Genomic DNA, 13480 nt, shown 5'->3' on the forward strand with positions numbered 1-13480 from the left:
TAAGCCATGATCGGACGCCTGACCGGCACCCTCGCCGAAAAAAATCCGCCGCAGATCGTGCTCGACGTCAATGGCGTCGGCTACGAGCTCGACGTGCCGATGAGCACCTTCTACAACCTGCCGGCGGCCGGCGAGAAAACCAAGCTGCTGACCCATTTCGCAGTGCGCGAGGACGGGCATTTCCTCTACGGTTTCCTGACCGAGGCCGAGCGGTTCGCCTTCCGCCAGTTGCTTAAAGTCTCCGGCATCGGTGCACGGACGGCGTTATCGGTGCTCTCCGGCTTGTCGGTCAACGACCTGTCGGCCGCCGTGGCGCAGCAAGAACTGGGTCGCCTGATCAAGATTCCCGGCATCGGCAAGAAGACCGCAGAGCGCCTGCTGCTCGAATTGAAGGGCAAGCTGGCCGACGCCACCGGCGTCTCGCTGCATGCGCCGGTCGATGATGCCAAGCAGGACATCGCCAACGCCCTGCTCGCCCTAGGCTACAACGAGAAGGAGGCGACCGCGGCGATGAAAGCTTTGCCGGCCGATGTCGGCACCTCCGACGGTATCCGGCAGGCCCTCAAGCTGCTGTCCAAGGTCTGATGATCGAGGAACAGGACCCCAAGCGACTGGCGCAGATGGCGCTGGTGGTGCTGCTAATCATCGGCTGCATCGCCCTGCTGCTGCCCTTCATCGGCGCCGTGCTGTTCGCCTTCGTGATCTGGATGTGCAGCTGGCGTTTCTATGCCGAAAAACTGCTCCCCCGGCTGGCCGGACGCGACACCCTCGGCGCCTCGCTGATGACCCTGGGGCTGGTCCTCGTAATGCTGCTGCCCATGCTCTTCTTGGCCGGCTCGCTGGCCAGCGGCGCCAATCAGCTGATCGACTTCCTCAAGGACTATCTCGAGCAAGGCCTGCCATCCCATGCGCCGAGCTGGCTAAGCGGCCTGCCGGTCGTCGGCAGCGAGATCGACGCCAGCTGGCACCGCGTCGCCCGCAGCCGCGCCGAATTGACGGCGCTGCTCGGTCAATTGGTCGCGCCGGCCCGGCAATTCGCCCTCGTCCTCGGAGGCATCGTCGCCAACGGCCTGCTGCAACTGGCGCTGGTGCTGTTCGTCGTTTTCTTCCTGTACCGCGACGGAACGGCAATCAGCCAGGCGCTCTACGTCGGCGCCCGCAAGCTGGGTGGCGAACTCGGCGAGGACATGCTCGACAAGGCGCGCGGCACGGTGGTCGGCGTCATGCTCGGCATCGTCGGCACCGCCGCGGCGCAGGGCACAGTGGCGATGATCGGCTTCCTGATCGCCGGCGTGCCGACCGCCATGCTGCTCGGCTTCGCCACCTTCTTCCTGTCCATGATCCCCATCGGCCCGCCACTGATCTGGGGCGGCGCCGCAGCCTGGCTGTACAACGACGGGCAGACCGGCTGGGCGATTTTCATGGTGCTGTACGGCCTGCTGGTGATCAGCAGCATCGACAACTTCGTCAAACCCATCCTGATCGCCCGCGGCGCCGGGCTGTCCATCCTGCTCATCGCCCTCGGCGTGCTCGGCGGCGTGCTGGTCTTCGGCTTTATCGGCATCTTCCTCGGGCCGGTGCTGCTGGCCCTCGGCGACATGCTGCTGCAGCGCTGGCTGCGTGAGGAACTAGACACATGATCGAAACCGACAAGCTGGTCGCTACCGACCGCATCATCGCCCCGCAAAGCAAGTCGGCGCAGGAAGAAGCGCTCGAACGCGCCCTGCGCCCCAAGCGGCTGGCCGACTACACCGGCCAGGTGAAAATCCGCGAACAGCTGGAGATCTTCATCCAAGCTGCGCGTAACCGCAGCGAATCGCTCGATCACGTCCTGCTCTTCGGCCCCCCCGGTCTGGGCAAGACGACGCTGGCCCACATCGTCGCCGCCGAAATGGGCGTCAATTTGCGCCAAACCTCCGGACCGGTGCTCGAACGCGCCGGCGACCTGGCCGCCATCCTGACCAATCTCGAACCGCACGACGTGCTGTTCATCGACGAAATCCACCGCCTCAGCCCGGTGGTCGAGGAAATCCTCTACCCGGCGCTCGAAGACTTCCAGATCGATATCATGATCGGCGAAGGCCCGGCCGCCCGCTCGGTCAAGCTCGACCTGCCGCCTTTCACGCTGGTCGGCGCCACGACGCGGGCCGGCATGCTGACCAACCCGCTGCGCGACCGCTTCGGCATCGTCGCCCGGCTGGAGTTCTACAACGCCCAGGAGTTGCAGAGCATCGTTTCGCGTTCGGCAAGCCTACTCAATGCGCCGATCGACGCCGACGGCGCGCTGGAAATCGCCAAGCGTTCGCGCGGTACGCCACGCATCGCCAACCGCCTGCTGCGCCGGGTGCGCGACTACGCCGAGGTCAAGGCCGACGGCAACATCACGCGCGGCGTGGCCGACAAGGCACTGCACATGCTCGACGTCGACCCGGCCGGTCTCGACCTGATGGACCGCAAGCTGCTGTCGGCGGTGATCGACAAGTTCGGCGGCGGCCCGGTCGGCGTCGACAACCTGGCGGCGGCCATTGGCGAAGCGCGCGACACCATCGAGGACGTGCTGGAACCCTACCTGATCCAGCAGGGCTACCTGCAGCGCACCCTGCGCGGCCGCATCGCCACGCCGGCGATCTATCGCCACCTGGGCCTGGCCGAGCCGGCCAGCGCCGTGGTCCGCGATCTGCTCGCCGACGAATAATCTATGTCATCCGACTGGCGCGGCAGACGTTAAGCATCGGGACGTCGGCAATTTTCCGCGAACGGTGGCAATCCTCGCGGAAACAGACCGTTACAAAACAATGCTGCAACGCAAGGTAAAATCCCGGGATGAAATTTGAGCCGAACCCCAACGCCTTCTCCATTCCGGTGCGCGTCTACTACGAAGACACCGATGCAGGCGGGGTCGTCTACTACGCCAATTACCTGAAATTCTTCGAACGTTGCCGCACCGAATGGATGCGTGTGGCAGGCCATGACCAGCGCCAGCTGGCGCTCGAAGTGGGCATCGGTTTCGTGGCGCGCAAGGCCAATTGCGAATACCTGCGTCCGGCCCACCTCGACGACCAGCTGACGGTCGGTCTCGAAGTGGAAAAACTGACCCGCGTGCGCGTGGTTTTCCGCCAGCATGTGCGCCGCGGCAACGACGAACTGGTCACCGGCACCGTCGAAATCGCCTGTGTCGACATGGCGACCATGAAACCCGCCCCCATTCCCGATTTTCTGTATTCCAAGCTGGAAGCGCTTAAATGAACGTCACCCAGGACCTCTCCATCCTCCACCTGATTCTCGAAGCCAGTGCTGTCGTGCAGGCCGTCATGGCCTTGCTCGCCGGCGTCTCCGTGATGTCCTGGTACTACATCTTCATGAAGTGGTTCGCCGTGCGCCAGGCACGCAGCAAGACCGAGACCTTCGAGCGCGACTTCTGGTCCGGCGGCGATCTGAACAGCCTGTACAACAGCGCGGTGAACGACCGGCACAATGCCGGCTCGATGGAACGCATCTTCGAAGCCGGCTTCCGCGAATTCACCAAGCTGCGCGGCCAGAAGAACCTCGACCCCAAGGATATCGTCGATGGTTCCCGCCGCGCCATGCGCGCCACCTACCAGCGCGAGATGGATGGCCTCGAATCGCACCTCGCCTTCCTCGCTTCGGTCGGCTCGGTGTCACCGTACATCGGCCTGTTCGGCACTGTCTGGGGCATCATGCACGCCTTCCGCGGCCTGTCCAACGTCGGCCAGGCGACCCTCGCCTCGGTCGCCCCGGGCATTGCTGAAGCGCTGGTCGCCACCGCCATCGGCCTGTTCGCGGCCATTCCGGCCGTGCTCGCCTACAACCGCTTTTCGCATGACATCGACCGTCTCGCCGTACGCTACGAGTCGTTCATGGAGGAGTTCTCCAACATCATCCAGCGGCAGATGCGGTAAGCCATGCGCCAGCGCCGCCTGAAAAACGAAATCAACGTCGTGCCGTACATCGACGTCATGCTGGTGCTGCTCGTCATCTTCATGGTGGCGACGCCGATGATGACCACCGGCTCGGTCGACCTGCCGACCTCCGGCACCGCGCCGCAGAAGCCGGACAAGTACCTGAAGGTCCAGGTCAAGCAGGATGGCGCGCTGACCGTGTTCGACGCCGACGGCAAGCCGACCAAGGTCAAGGGCCTGAAGAACCTGAAGGACACGCTGCTTCCGTTGCGCGGCGACGACGAAAAGATGCCGGTGCTGGTCGCCGGCGACAAGGAAACCCAGTACAAGAACGTCATCGAGGTACTCGATGAGGTCAAGAAAATGCGTTTCGAGCGGGTCGGCCTGGAAACCAGCAGCAAGTAAGCAATGATCCTCGAACGCCCCGAAGAACCCGGCAAGAAATATGCGCTAGCGCTCACCGTGCTGGTGCATGCGCTGCTGCTCGCCTTCCTGTTCTTCGGCGTGCAATGGAAGCGCAGCAAGCCGGAGGTCTACGAGGTCGAACTGTGGTCGCCGACGCCGCGGCCGGCACAGGTCGTCCAACCGCCGCCGCCCCCGCCTGAACCGGTGGTGAAGCCGCAACCCAAGCCCGAACCCAAGCCGGAACCAAAGGTCGAGCCGCCGCCCCCGAAGAAGCCGGACATTGCGGTCAAGGAAGAGAAGAAAAAGCCCGAGCCGCCCAAGCCGGAGCCCAAGAAACCGGAACCGCCCAAACCCGAACCGAAAAAGCCGGAGCCGCCGAAGCCGGAAGCCAAGCCCCAGCCCAAGGTCGATCCGTTCAAGGAAATGCTGGAGCGCGAAGAGCGTCAGCTGAAATCCTCGGCCAAGTCGGCTGCCACGGCGCAGCAGATGGCCAATGCGGCGGCAGCGGAATCGGAACAGCGGGCCTCGTCGAACAAACGCGGCAAGGCCGATTACGCCAACAAGATCCGCGGCAAGATTCGCGGCAATATCATCTTGCCGCCCAGCATCCAGGGCAATCCGGAAGCTGTCTTCGTGGTGGATCAATTGCCGACAGGCGAAGTCCTTGAAGTCCGCCTCAAGCGCTCGAGCGGCAACCCGGCCCTCGATGCCGCCATCGAGCGAGCAATCCGCAAATCCTCACCGCTGCCCAAACCGGATGATCCGTCGCTGTTCGAACGGACTCTGGAAATCAAATACCGGCCATTTGAAGAGTAAAATCGCGCGAAAGTTTTGAAAATGAACGCAATGTCCCGAATTTCCCGTCGTGTCTTCCTGGCTTTTGCCGTGCTCGCTACCGGTCTGGCCCAGGCGCAACTGTCCATCGAGATCACCGGCGCCGGCGCCAACCGCATTCCAGTGGCTATCGTCGACTTCCCCGGCGATTTCGCGGCTTCCCGCGTCATCACCACGACGGTACGCAGCGACCTGGAGCGCAGCGGCCTGTTCAAGCTGATCGATCACAACGGCCTGTCCTTCGACGAGAACGCCGCGATCAATCACGCCGACTGGAAGAGCAAGGGGGCCGACGCCCTGGCCGCCGGCAGCATCGCGCGCAGCGCCGATGGCCGCATGGAAGCCCGTTTCCGCCTTTACGATACGCAAAAGGGCGTGGCACTGGGCGGTGCCGCGTACGTCACTAGCAATACCCAACTGCGCGCCGCCGGGCATCGCATCGCCGACTACATCTACGAAAAGCTGACCGGCGAAAAGGGCGTCTTCTCGACGCGCATCGCCTACGTCGTCAAGGCGCGCGGCCAGTTCCTGCTGCAGATCGCTGATTCCGACGGCCAGAATGCGGCCACCGCGCTGACCTCGACCGAGCCGATCATCTCGCCGGTCTGGTCGCCGGACGGCAACAAGCTGGCCTATGTTTCCTTCGAGAAGAAGAAGCCGGTGATCTACGTGCATTCGCTGTCCTCCGGCCAGCGCATCATCGTCGCCAACTTCAAGGGTTCCAACTCGGCGCCGGCCTGGTCGCCGGATGGCCGCAAGCTGGCGGTCGTGCTGTCCAAGGACGGCAATTCGCAGATTTACACGGTCAATGCCGACGGCAGCGGCCTGCAGCGCGTCACCCAGTCCTCCGGCATCGATACCGAGCCGCGCTATTCGGCCGACGGCAGCAGCATCTACTTCACCTCCGACCGCGGCGGCAGCCCGCAGGTCTATCAGGTCGGTGTCGGTGGCGGCGACGCCCGCCGCGTCACCTTCGAAGGCAGCTACAACGTGTCGGCTCGTCCCTCGCCGGACGGCAAGAGCCTGGCCTTCATCAGCCGCCGCGAAGGCCGCTTCCAGCTCGCCGTGATGGATCTGGCCAGCCGCCAGGTCCAGGTGCTGAGCGATTCCAACAAGGACGAATCCCCCAGTTTCGCACCAAACAGCCGCATGATCCTGATTGCCACTGAAATTGGCGGTCGCGGCGTACTATCGGCTGTGTCCAGCGATGGCAGGATCAAACAACGCCTCACGGTTGCTGCCGGCGATGTCCGCGAGCCGGCCTGGGGCCCTTACTACCAATAATCCACATCGGAGAACTTTGTGAAAAAACTGCTGATCCCTGCCCTGCTGTCCGCTCTGCTGGCTGCCTGTTCCACCACCCCGCTGCCGGAAGACAGCGGCGCCCCGGTCGAATCGCGTAGCGGCTCGTCCTCCACCGGCGTCGCCCCGGTGACCGCCGGCGGCGTCGACGCCAGCGGTCTGCCACGCGAGCTGACCGACCCGAAGAGCAAACTGTCGCAGCGCAGCATCTACTTCGACCTCGACAAGTACGAAGTCAAGGACGAGTACAAGGATCTGGTCGCCGCCCACGCCAAGTACCTGACCGCCAACAAGGGCTTCAAGGTTCTGCTCCAGGGCAACACCGACGAGCGCGGCAGCCGCGAATACAACCTGTCGCTCGGCCAGAAGCGTGCCGAAGCCGTCAAGCGTTCGCTGACCCTGCTCGGCGTCAAGGATGACCAGATCGAATCAGTCAGCCTGGGCGAAGAGAAGCCGAAGAATGCCGGTCACGACGAAGCCGCCTGGGCCGAAAACCGTCGCGCCGACATCCTGTACAAGGCCCCGGACGGCCGCGGCGAGTTCTAAGCCATGCGCCCGGTTCGAATCGCCCTCCTGATCGCTGCCCTGGGCGCCGCACAGGCCCAGGCCGGCGTTTTCGACGACGACGAAGCGCGTCGCCAGATCGCCGACCAACGGATCAAGGCCGAGGCGCGATTCGACCAGCAGGCCAAGGCCCAGCTGGATCTGTCCGCGCAGATCCAGCGCCAGGCCGAAGAGATCGCCCGCCTGCGCGGGCAGATCGAAACGCTGAGCTACGAGCTTGAAACGGCCAAGAAGCGCCAGCAGGATTTCTACCTCGACCTCGATACGCGTCTACGCAAGTTCGAGACCCCGGTGGCTGCCAACGGCACCGCCGATCCGGCCGCCGCAGCGGCCCCGGCCAAACCGACCGGCGACCCGGCCAAGGAAAGCCAGGAATACGAATCGGCCCTGAACCAGTTCAAGGCCGCCAAGTACAAGGATGCCGCAGCCGGCTTCGGCGCCTTCGTACAGAAATACCCGGACAGCTCGCTGGCGCCCAATGCCCAGTACTGGCTGGGTAATGCCTGGTATGCCCAGCGCGACTGCAAGCGCGCCATCGAAGCGCAGAGCGTGGTAACCACCAAGTACGCCGACAGCCCGAAAGCGGCCGATGCCTGGCTGGCGATGGCTACCTGCCAGCAGGAAATGGGCAATGCCAACGGGGCCAAGCGCTCCCTGGAAACGGTCGTCGCCAAGTACCCGAGCTCCCCGGCCGCCGACGTGGCCCGCGAAAGACTGAAGAAGAAATAATTGGCTCTACGCATCACCGAAGTTTTCTACTCGCTGCAAGGCGAGGCCTCGCGCGCCGGCTTGCCGACGGTTTTCGTCCGCCTGACCGGTTGCCCGTTGCGCTGCACCTGGTGCGACACCACCTACAGCTTCACCGGCGGCGAAGCAGCCACGGTGGAATCGGTGCTCGCCGAAGTGGCGAAATATCCGGCCCGCCAGGTCTGTGTGACCGGCGGCGAGCCCTTGTCGCAGAAGGATTGCCTGCCTCTGCTGACGGCGCTGTGCGATGCCGGCTACGACGTGTCGCTGGAAACCTCGGGCGCCCTCGACGTCGCCGGGGTCGATCCGCGTGTCTCGCGCATCATGGACCTCAAGGCGCCGGACTCCGGCGAACTGGCCCGTAACCTGTGGGAAAACCTGGTGCAGCTCAATCCGCGCGACGAGATCAAGATCGTCATCGCCTCGCGCAGCGACTACGAGTGGGCGCGCGACGTGCTGCGCGAGCGGCAACTCGACCGCATCTGCCCGGTGCTGTTTTCGCCGGCTCAAGGGCTAATCGAACCGCAGTCGCTGGCCGAGTGGATCCTCAAGGACGGCCTGAACGTGCGCTTCCAGCTGCAACTGCACAAACTGCTTTGGGGTAACATGCAGGGAAAATAGAAGACGGAGACCCAGGTGAACACCAATCGTCGCAGATTTTCCCGCATACCTTTCCAAAGCCAAGCCACCCTGTTCCTACCCGACGGCGAACACGCCGTCGCGGTGCTCGACCTGTCGCTGCAGGGCGCGCTGATCGCGCCGACCGGGCCGATGTACGTAACGATGGGCAACAACGGCGTCCTGAAAATCCGTCTCGACGACGCCGAAACCTGCATACGCATGGGCGTAACGGTGGTGCACCACATGGCCGACGACAGCTATGGCCTGGCCTGCCGTGAAATCGATCTGGACAGCGTGACCCACCTGCGCCGCCTGGTCGCCCTGAACCTCGGCGACGAAGCGCTCGCCGAACGCGAATTCGCCCTGCTGGCGCATCACTAATCCCCAGACAACACCCGGGGAAATTCGCGGGTTAGTTCGCACCCCAGCAGGGGGTCGTACTGCCGGAGATACCCCTTTGGGGGTTAAATGCCCAGATAGCGGTGCCAGATGCCGTGATCGGCATCGAGCTGTGCTGAACTGCCCTGCCAGACCACGTGCCCGCGTTCGATGATGGTGTGGCGGTCGGCTAGTCCGATCAGCTTTTCCACGTACTTGTCGATGACCAGCACACTCTGCCCTTCGCTGCGCAGCCGGGCCAGGCAGGCCCAGATTTCGTCGCGAATGAGCGGCGCCAGACCTTCCGTCGCCTCGTCGAGGATGAGCAGGCGCGGATTGGTGACCAGGGCGCGGCCGATGGCCAGCATTTGCTGTTCGCCGCCGGAAAGCTGGTTGCCGAGGTTTTTCTTGCGCTCGAGCAGGCGGGGAAACAACTCGTAGACCCGGGCCGGCGTCCACGCCGCGGAACGCTGGCGGCGATTGGCGAAGAAGGCCACCAAATGTTCATCAACCGTCAGATTGGGGAAGCATTGCCGGCCCTCGGGAACCAAGGCGATGCCGGCCCGCCCTATGCGGTCGGGGCGCCAGCCGGCGATATCCTCGCCGGCAAAGCGGATGCGCCCGGCCTTGACCGGCTCCAGGCCGCAGATGGCGCGCAGCGTGGTGGTCTTGCCCATGCCGTTGCGGCCAAGCAGGGTGGCCGCTTCGCCGTCGGCCAGGCTGAAGTTTAGGCCGAACAACACCTGGCTCGGACCGTAGGCGACTTCGAGGTCGGACACTTCGAGCAAGGCGCTCACAGGTGGTCTCCCAGGTAGGCGCGGCGCACGCTGGCGTCGTTCTTCACCTCGTCCGGCGTGCCGGTGCAGATCAACTGGCCGTTGACCAGGACCGAAATGCGGTCGGCCAGACGGAAAACCGCATTCATGTCGTGTTCGACGAGCAGGATGGTGACGTGGCGGGCCAGGTGTTCGATCAGGTCCACCATGCGCGCCGACTCCTCCGGGCCGGTGCCGGCCATCGGTTCGTCGAGGAGTAGCAATTGCGGCCGGGTGGCCAGCGCCATGGCCAGTTCCAGGGCGCGCTGTTCGCCGTGCGACAGCGTGCCGGCGAGCGCGCCGCTCTTGGCGTGCAGACCGACCTGTTCGAGATAAGTCCGCGCCTCGTCGAAGAGCGCCTTTTCCCGACGCACCGGCCGCCAGAAACGGAAACTGCTGCCGGCGTCGCTGCGCCCTTGTACGGCCAGCGCCACGTTATCGAGCGCCGACAGGCCGAGGAAGACGTTGGTGATCTGGTAGGAGCGCGCCATGCCGGCCGCGACGCGCTGGTGCATGGCTAGTTTCGTCACGTCGCGGCCGGCGAAATGCACGCTGCCGCTGTCCGGCTGCAGGGCGCCGGAGACGTGGTGGATGAAGGTCGTCTTGCCGGCACCGTTGGGGCCGATCAGGGCGTGGATTTCGCCGGCCTCGACGCGGAAATCGACCTCTTTCAGCGCATCGAGCGCGGCGAAACGGCGCGACAGCTGGCGAACGTCGAGCAGGGCGTCAGCCATGATCGGCCTCGCGCGGTCGGTCGAACAGGGCGGCGACACCCTTCGGCGCGAAGAGCACCACGCCGAGCAGGAGCAGGCCGAGCACGATATGCCAGTGCGCGGTGACGCCGACCAGCGTCTCTTCGAGCAGGAGCAGGACGGCCGCCCCCAGCACGCCGCCGTACAGGTAGCCGACGCCGCCGATGATGACCATGACGAGCAGGGTGCCGGACTGCGTCCATTGCAGCAGGTTGGGGCTGGCCAGCCCGGTCAGGTTGGCGAGCAGGGCGCCGGCCAGCCCGGCGAAGGCACCGCCGAGGGCGAAGGCGACCAGCCGGTAACGAAAGACCGGGTAGCCGAGCGCTTCCATGCGCGTCTCGTTTTCGCGTATGGCCTGGATGGTCCGTCCGAAGCGCGAATCGGCCGCCCGGCCGAAGAGCAGCATGGTGCCGGCCAGCAGGCCGAGAGCGGCGTAGAACAGGGCGGCATCGTCGGCCAGGGCGAAACCGGCCAGCGTCATCCGCCCGTTGAGCGGCAGGCCGTCGTCGCCACCCCAGCTACGTGCCGAGATGAATAGGTAGTAGGCCATCTGGGCGAAGGCCAGGGTGATCATGATGAAATAGACGCCGCGCGTGCGCAGGCTGATAGCGCCAACCACCAGCGCGAACATCCCGGCGACGCCCATGGCCAGCGGGAAAGCGATCAAAGCCTCGTTGATCCCGGCCTGCTGGCAGATGGCTGCGACATAGGCGCCGGCACCGAGGAAGGCGGCGTGGCCGAGCGACACCATGCCGCCGAAACCGAGGATCAGGTTGAGGCTGGAGGCGGCCAGCGCGAAGATCAGCACGCGGGTGGCGAACCCGATGTAGAACTCCTGTCCGCAGGCGGTGAGTACCGTCGGCAAGGCCAGCGCGGCGCCGACCAGCACAAACGAAAGCGGCTTCTGCCAGGCGGCGGGACGATAGAAAGCCATTTATGCCCTCGCCGGAAACAGGCCTTGCGGCTTGAAGAACAGGATGCCGGCCATCAGCAGGTAGATCAGGATGGAAGCCAGCGCCGGGCCCAGCGTCGATGCGGCATCGGCCGGCAGGGTGGCGCGCAGCAGAGTGGGGAGCAGGGCACGGCCCAGGGTATCGACCGTGCCGACGATCAGGCTGCCGACCAGCGCGCCGCGGATCGAGCCGATGCCGCCGATGATGATGACCACGAAAGCGAGGATCAGCACGCTTTCCCCCATGCCGACCTGGACGGCGAGCAGCGGGCCGAGCAGGCCGCCAGCCAGCGCGCAGAGGGCGGCGCCGAAGACAAAAACGGCGGTGAACAGGCGGCGCACATTGATGCCCAGCGCTTCGGTCATTTCGCGATTGGCGGCGCCGGCGCGCACCCACATGCCGACCCGGCTCTTGGCGACGAGCAGGTAGAGGGCCACGGCGATGGCGATGCCGAAGGCGATGATGACCAGCCGGTAGGCCGGGTAGAAGAAGTCGCCGCCGAAAAGCGACAGCTCGACCGGCCCGGCCAGCGCCTCGGGCGGATTGAGCATCAGCGCCGCCGGCCCCCAGATGGCGCGCACTGCCTCGTTGGCGATCAGGATCAGCGCGAAGGTGGCGAGTACCTGCGACAGGTGGTCGCGCTGGTACAGGCGGCGGAAGAGGGCCAGTTCAAGCAGCAGGCCGAGCACGGCCGCTCCGGCGACGCCGACACCCAGCCCGATCCAGAACGAATCGGCTGCCTGCGTGGCGGCGGCGACGAAATAGGCGCCCACCATGTACAGCGAGCCGTGGGCCAGATTGATGCAGTCCATGATGCCGAAGACGAGCGTCAGCCCGGCGGCGAGCAGGAACAGCATGAGGCCGAGTTGCAGGCCGTTGAGGGCCTGTTCGAGGATCAGTTGCGTCATCAAACGGCGGCAGCCGGTTGCCCGGCTGCCGTCAGGCTTACTTCATCTTGCACTGCGCCACGTAGGCATCGGCGTGATTGGTGAAGATGGTGCCCATGGTCTTGTTGGTCACGCGGCCGCCGGCATCCTTGCCGATGGCGCGCAGATAGTAGTTCTGCACCGGGTAGTGATTGGTGTTGAACTTGAAGTCGCCGCGCACCGATTTGAAGTGCTTGGCTTCGAGCGCCTTCTGCAGGGCCTTCTTGTCTTCGACATGGCCCTTCACGTCGCGCACTGCGCCGTCCATCATCAGCGCCGCGTCGTAGCCTTGCGAAGCGTAGAGCGAGGGCAGGCGGCCGTATTCCTTCTGGAAGTCGGCGACGAAGCGCTTGTTCTCCGGATTGTCCATGTCGTGCGCCCAGTGCGACGAGTTGAACATGCCGAGCATCGAGCCGCCGACCGCCTTGATCACGTCCTCATCGGCCGAGAAGCCGGGAGCGAAGAGCTGAGTGTCACGCGACAGGCCGGCCGAGACGAACTGCTTGACGAAGTTGATGCCCATGCCGCCCGGCAGGAAGAAGAACAGGGCGTCCGGCTTGATGCTGCGAATCTGCGCCAGTTCAGCGGCGTAGTCGAGCTGGCCGAGCTTGGTGTAAATCTCTTCGGTGACGTTGCCCTTGTAGTAGCGACGGAAGCCGGACACCGCATCCTTGCCGCCCGGGTAGTTTGGCGTGACGATCACGACGTTCTTGTAGCCCTTGTCCTGCACGATCTTGCCTACCGCCTCGTGCAGGTTGTCGTTCTGCCAGGCGACGTTGAAGAAGAAGGGATTGCACTGCTCGCCGGCGTATTGCGACGGGCCGGCATTGGCCGAAATGTAGAAGGTCTGGTTCTGGAAGACGGCCGGCCCGACGGCGAGCATGATGTTGGAGAAGACGATGCCGGTCATGAAATCGACCTTGTCCTTCTTCAGCATCTTGTCGGCGGCCTGCTTGGCGATGTCCGGATTCTGCTGGTCGTCGGCGACGATCACTTCGGCCGGCAGGTTGCCCAGCTTGCCGTTCAGGTGCTTGATGCCGAGCTGGAAACCGTCGCGGATATCGACGCCGAGACCGGCGCCGGGGCCGGACAGGGTGGATACCAGGCCGACCTTGATCTTGTCGGCGGCGTGGACGGAACCGGCCAGCAGCAGGGCAGCAGCTAGGGCAGTCAGGCGAGGCATCATCGAAATCTCCGGGCTGGTGGGCTAAAGCGGCAAATTGTAGCGCAGGAACAAGCAGATACCGTCGCGGTCTCTAGTCA

General features: G+C 64.7%; 17 protein-coding genes. 12 read left to right on the forward strand and 5 right to left on the reverse strand.

Annotation, left to right across the window (positions count from 1 at the left end; genetic code table 11):
- Nucleotides 1-6 precede the first annotated feature (6 nt).
- From ruvA to LZ012_RS01670, 12 genes are all read left to right on the forward strand, one after another.
- Nucleotides 7-585, forward strand: a complete 579-nt coding sequence (gene ruvA, locus LZ012_RS01615; protein ID WP_275706852.1) for a Holliday junction branch migration protein RuvA — start codon at nucleotides 7-9, stop codon at nucleotides 583-585.
- Nucleotides 585-1640 (forward strand): AI-2E family transporter, encoded by a 1056-nt coding sequence (locus LZ012_RS01620; protein WP_275706854.1) that lies wholly within the window; start codon nucleotides 585-587, stop codon nucleotides 1638-1640. The genes ruvA and LZ012_RS01620 overlap by 1 nt, the downstream gene beginning before the upstream one ends.
- Nucleotides 1637-2695 (forward strand): Holliday junction branch migration DNA helicase RuvB, encoded by a 1059-nt coding sequence (gene ruvB / locus LZ012_RS01625; RefSeq protein ID WP_275706856.1) that lies wholly within the window; start codon nucleotides 1637-1639, stop codon nucleotides 2693-2695. Before LZ012_RS01620 ends, ruvB begins: the two co-directional genes overlap by 4 nt.
- A 128-nt stretch (nucleotides 2696-2823) precedes the next feature.
- A complete protein-coding gene (gene ybgC / locus LZ012_RS01630) occupies nucleotides 2824-3246 on the forward strand; it encodes a tol-pal system-associated acyl-CoA thioesterase (protein WP_275706858.1) in 423 nt (140 codons plus the stop codon).
- The gene (gene tolQ / locus LZ012_RS01635; protein WP_275706860.1) at nucleotides 3243-3920 is read left to right on the forward strand and encodes a protein TolQ; all 678 of its coding nucleotides are present in this window, start codon (nucleotides 3243-3245) and stop codon (nucleotides 3918-3920) included. Before ybgC ends, tolQ begins: the two co-directional genes overlap by 4 nt.
- Before the next feature lie 3 nt (nucleotides 3921-3923).
- Nucleotides 3924-4325, forward strand: coding sequence for an ExbD/TolR family protein (locus tag LZ012_RS01640; RefSeq protein WP_275706862.1), 402 nt, complete (start codon nucleotides 3924-3926; stop codon nucleotides 4323-4325).
- A gap of 3 nt (nucleotides 4326-4328) precedes the next feature.
- Nucleotides 4329-5141 (forward strand): energy transducer TonB, encoded by an 813-nt coding sequence (locus tag LZ012_RS01645; protein WP_275706865.1) that lies wholly within the window; start codon nucleotides 4329-4331, stop codon nucleotides 5139-5141.
- Between the two features lie 30 nt (nucleotides 5142-5171).
- Nucleotides 5172-6443 carry a Tol-Pal system beta propeller repeat protein TolB gene (gene tolB / locus LZ012_RS01650; protein WP_275706867.1) on the forward strand — a complete coding sequence of 424 codons (1272 nt, stop codon included), beginning with the start codon at nucleotides 5172-5174 and terminating at the stop codon, nucleotides 6441-6443.
- An 18-nt stretch (nucleotides 6444-6461) separates the two neighbouring features.
- On the forward strand, nucleotides 6462-7007 hold the full coding sequence (gene pal, locus LZ012_RS01655; protein WP_275706869.1) for a peptidoglycan-associated lipoprotein Pal: 546 nt from the start codon (nucleotides 6462-6464) through the stop codon (nucleotides 7005-7007).
- Nucleotides 7008-7010: 3 nt separating this feature from the next.
- Entirely contained in the window at nucleotides 7011-7754 is a 744-nt protein-coding gene (gene ybgF, locus LZ012_RS01660) for a tol-pal system protein YbgF (protein WP_275706872.1), read from the forward strand.
- Entirely contained in the window at nucleotides 7755-8393 is a 639-nt protein-coding gene (gene queE, locus LZ012_RS01665; protein WP_275706874.1) for a 7-carboxy-7-deazaguanine synthase QueE, read from the forward strand. It abuts the gene before it with no gap.
- 15 nt (nucleotides 8394-8408) lie between these two features.
- Entirely contained in the window at nucleotides 8409-8774 is a 366-nt protein-coding gene (locus tag LZ012_RS01670; RefSeq protein WP_275706876.1) for a PilZ domain-containing protein, read from the forward strand.
- An 83-nt stretch (nucleotides 8775-8857) separates the two neighbouring features.
- On the opposite strand, the gene LZ012_RS01675 is transcribed toward LZ012_RS01670, so the two are convergent.
- Genes LZ012_RS01675 through LZ012_RS01695 form a run of 5 tightly spaced genes read right to left on the reverse strand, consistent with a single transcriptional unit; the run spans nucleotide 8858 to nucleotide 13403 of the window.
- Nucleotides 8858-9568, reverse strand: a complete 711-nt coding sequence (locus tag LZ012_RS01675; RefSeq protein ID WP_275706878.1) for an ABC transporter ATP-binding protein — start codon at nucleotides 9566-9568, stop codon at nucleotides 8858-8860.
- Nucleotides 9565-10320 carry an ABC transporter ATP-binding protein gene (locus LZ012_RS01680; RefSeq protein WP_275706880.1) on the reverse strand — a complete coding sequence of 252 codons (756 nt, stop codon included), beginning with the start codon at nucleotides 10318-10320 and terminating at the stop codon, nucleotides 9565-9567. Before LZ012_RS01680 ends, LZ012_RS01675 begins: the two co-directional genes overlap by 4 nt.
- Complete coding sequence (locus LZ012_RS01685) at nucleotides 10313-11272, reverse strand: branched-chain amino acid ABC transporter permease (RefSeq protein WP_275706882.1); 960 nt, start codon at nucleotides 11270-11272, stop codon at nucleotides 10313-10315. The genes LZ012_RS01680 and LZ012_RS01685 overlap by 8 nt, the downstream gene beginning before the upstream one ends.
- Nucleotides 11273-12199: a branched-chain amino acid ABC transporter permease gene (locus LZ012_RS01690; protein ID WP_275706884.1), complete on the reverse strand. Its 927-nt coding sequence runs from the start codon at nucleotides 12197-12199 to the stop codon at nucleotides 11273-11275.
- 37 nt (nucleotides 12200-12236) lie between these two features.
- A complete protein-coding gene (locus LZ012_RS01695; protein WP_275706886.1) occupies nucleotides 12237-13403 on the reverse strand; it encodes an ABC transporter substrate-binding protein in 1167 nt (388 codons plus the stop codon).
- Nucleotides 13404-13480: the final 77 nt, after the last annotated feature.

The sequence above is a fragment of the Dechloromonas hankyongensis genome (assembly GCF_022012295.1).
GTDB lineage: Bacteria > Pseudomonadota > Gammaproteobacteria > Burkholderiales > Rhodocyclaceae > Azonexus > Azonexus hankyongensis.